This window comes from Actinosynnema sp. NPDC059797, assembly GCF_042732085.1.
GTDB lineage: Bacteria > Actinomycetota > Actinomycetes > Mycobacteriales > Pseudonocardiaceae > Actinosynnema.
In genome coordinates this window covers 1-3,369 of sequence record NZ_JBHWIE010000564.1, presented here as the reverse complement: position 1 = coordinate 3,369, position 3,369 = coordinate 1, and the positions used below count along the sequence as shown (strand labels likewise).

The following is a 3,369-nucleotide window of genomic DNA, read 5'->3' as shown; positions in this document are numbered from 1 at the left end:
CAGCGCCCCAGGTCGCCGAGATGGAGCCGAACAGCAGCACCGCCTCGACGCCGTCGTGGTCGAGCAGCTCGTCGAGGTGCGCCGCGCCGAGCACCTTGGCCGCCAGGATGTCGCCGAAGTCGGCCGGCGTCATGCCGGCGATCGGCCCGCCGTCGAGGCTGGCGGCGGCGTGCACGACCGCGGTCAGCGGGTGCTCGGCGGGGACGGAGGCCAGCAGGTCGACCACGGCGGCCCGGTCGGTGACGTCGCAGGCCACCACCGAGGCCGGGACGCCCTTGGCGGCCAGTTCCTCGACCAGGCGCCGCGCACCGGCCGCGTCGGCGCCGCTGCGGCTGGCGAGCACCAGGTGCTCGGCGCCGCGGTCGGCGAGCCAGCGGGCGACCTCGGCGCCGAGGCCACCCGTGCCGCCCGTCACGAGCACGGTCCCGCGTGGCTGCCAGCGGGGCGGCTCCTGCTCGGGCGCCGCCGCCCTGACCAGGCGGCGGGCCAGGACGGCCTGCGACCGCACGGCGACCTCGTTCTCGCCACCGCCCGCGAGCACACCGGCCAGTTCGGCGATCGCGTGGTCGTCCACCGCGTCCGGCAGGTCGACCAGGCCGCCCCAGAGCCGGGGGTGTTCGAGGCCGGCGACCCGCCCGTAACCCCAGACCAGGGCCTGGGTGGGCGAGCCGATGCGGTCTTGGGGACCGGTCGCCACCGCGCCCCGGGTCACCGCCCAGAGCGGGACGTCGAGTTCGGCGTCGAGCAGGGCCTGGGTGAGCACCACCGTGCCCGCGAGCCCCCGGGGCAGCGCCGCCGAGTCGTCGCACGGGGTCTCGTCCTCGGCCAGCAGCGACAGCACCCCGACCGGGTTCGCGCCGTCCGTCGCGAGTTCGCGCAGCCGCCGGGCCAGCTCCGCCCGGTCGGGCTGCCCGCACGGCACGGCCCAGGTCACCAGGCCGGGCGCGTGGGCGGCGAGGCGGCGCACGGTGTCGGCGGCCCAGCCGTCGGCCGGTTGCCCCTCGGCCACCACCGCCAGCCAGGTGCCGACCATCGGCGGGCGCGCGCCGTCGGGCAGCGTGCGCCACTCCACGCGGTAGTGCTCGTCGTCGGTGTTCGCGCCGGCCGCGTTGTCCATGGCGATGCGCAACTGCTCGCGGCTGACCGGCCGCGCGACGATGGAGTCGAAGGAGGCGACGGGCTCGCCCGCGTCGTCGGTGAGCAGCATGGTGGAGGAGCCGGGGCCCGTGCGCCGGAAGGCGACCCGCAGCGAGTTCGTCCCCCGGGTGCGCACGGTGATGCCGTTCCAGGAGAACGGCATGACGGCCCCGGCCTCGTCGTCGATCAGCCCGGCGACCGGCACCTGCAGGGCGGCGTCCAGCAGCGCGGGGTGCAGGCCGAACCGCCCCGCCTCGGCGCGGACGACGCTCGGCAGCGCGACCTCGCCGTACACGTCCTCGCCGTCCCGCCACAGCGCGCGGATCCCGGCGAAGGCGGGCCCGTAGGCGTACCCGCGCTCGGCGAGCCGGGGGTAGAGGTCGGTCACGTCGACCGCCTGCGCGCCGGGTGGCGGCCAGGCCCTCAGGTCGCCCGGCGCCGGGCCGGTGCCGACCGGGGCGAGCGTGCCTTCCGCGTGCAGGGTCCACTTGCCGCCTGCGCCGGACTCGGTGCGCCGCGAGTGCACCGTGACCGGACGCCGGCCGGTGGGGTCGGCCGCGCCGACCGCGACCTGCACGGCCACGCCCGACTTCTCCGGGAGCACCAGCGGCGCCTGGAAGGCCAGCTCCTCCAGGTGGGCGCAGTCGACGTGCCGCCCGGCGTGGGTGGCCAGCTCGACGAAGGCGGCCCCGGGCAGCAGGAGGGTGCCGAGCACGACGTGGTCGGCCAGCCACGGCTGGGTCGCGAGCGACCACCTGCCGGTGAACAGCACCCGGTCGTCGCCGGCGTGCTCCACGGCGGCGCCCAGCAGGGGGTGGTCGGCGGCCGTCAGCCCGAGGTCGGCGGCGCCCGCGGTCGCCGGGCCGGCGGCCTCGACCCACAACCGGCGGTGCTGGAACGCGTACGTGGGCAGGTCGATCGGCGCGCCGGCGGGGAACGCCGCCGGCCAGCGCACCGGTGCCCCCTGCACGAATGCCTGGGCCAGCGAGCGGGTGAACTCGGTGTCACCGCCGTCCCGCCGCAACGACCACCACGTGGTGACGTCGGCGCCCCGCTCCTGGGCGACCGCTTCGACCGCGTCGACGAGCGTCGGGTGCGCGCTGAGCTCCGCGAAGCAGCTGTGCCCGTCGTCGAGGAGGGCCTCGACGGCCGCGCTGAACCGCACCGTCTCCCGGAGGTTGCGGTACCAGTGGTCGGCGTCCAGTCCGGTGCCGTCGACCCGCTCGCCGGTGACCGTGGAGTAGAACGGTACTTCCGCCTCGGCGGGCGCGAGGTCGGCCAGCGCGTCGACGAGTTCGGCGCGGAGCTCCTCCACGCCGGGCGAGTGCGACGCGTAGTCCACCAGGAGCCTGCGCACCTGGACCCCCTCGGCCGAGAGCGCGGCGAACATGGCCTCCAGCTCGTCGGCGGGACCGGAGACGACCACCGACCGCGGCCCGTTGACCGCGGCGACGCCGAGCCCCGCGTGGTCGGCGAGCCGTTCCCGGACCCGGGCGACGGGCAGGCCGATCCAGCCCATGCCGCCGCGCCCGGTCAGGCCGGCGACCAGGCGCGAGCGCACCCCGGCGACGCGGGCGCCGTCGGCCAGGGTGAGGGCGCCGGCCACCACGGCCGCCGCGATCTCGCCCTGGGAGTGACCGACCACCGCGGCCGGCTCGACCCCGAGCGACCGCCACAGCCGGGCCAGCGACACCATCACCGCGAACAGCGCGGGCTGCACCACGTCCACCCGGTCCAGGCCGGGCGCGTCCGGGGCGCCGGTGAGGACGTCCAGCAGGGTGGCGCCGTCCCAGTCGACGTGCGGGGCCAGCGCGGCGTCGCACTCGGTCATGGCCGCGGCGAAGAGCGGGCTGGTGCGCCACAGGTCCACGGCCATGCCGCGCCACTGGCCGCCCTGACCGGCGAAGACGAAGACCGGCCGGTCCACGTCGCCGCCGTGGCCCAGTACGACGTCCGCGTTCGACTCCGCCGCGTCGGCGGCGATCGCCGCGAGCCCCGCGGCCAGCGCGCCCACGTCCTGGGCGAGCACCACGGCCCGGTGCTCCAACGCGGCTCGGCCGGCGAGCGAGCGGCCGAGCGCGTCGAGGTCCACCCGGGGGTGCTCGGCGAGGTGGGCGCCGAGCCTGGCCGCCTGGTCGCGCAGCGCCGCCGCGCCGCGCGCCGAGACGACGAACGGCTTGACCGAGGGCGCGAGCACCCGATCGGGCGCGGGCGGCTGCTCCGGCTCCGGCG

The 3,369-nt window shown here is 77.6% G+C and carries 1 protein-coding gene; it reads right to left on the bottom strand.

Translation table 11 applies throughout. The features are described 5' to 3' along the window. Positions 1–3,369, bottom strand: a 3,369-nt coding sequence (locus ACFV4N_RS41645) for an SDR family NAD(P)-dependent oxidoreductase (protein ID WP_499678210.1), incomplete at both ends; no start/stop codon positions are given.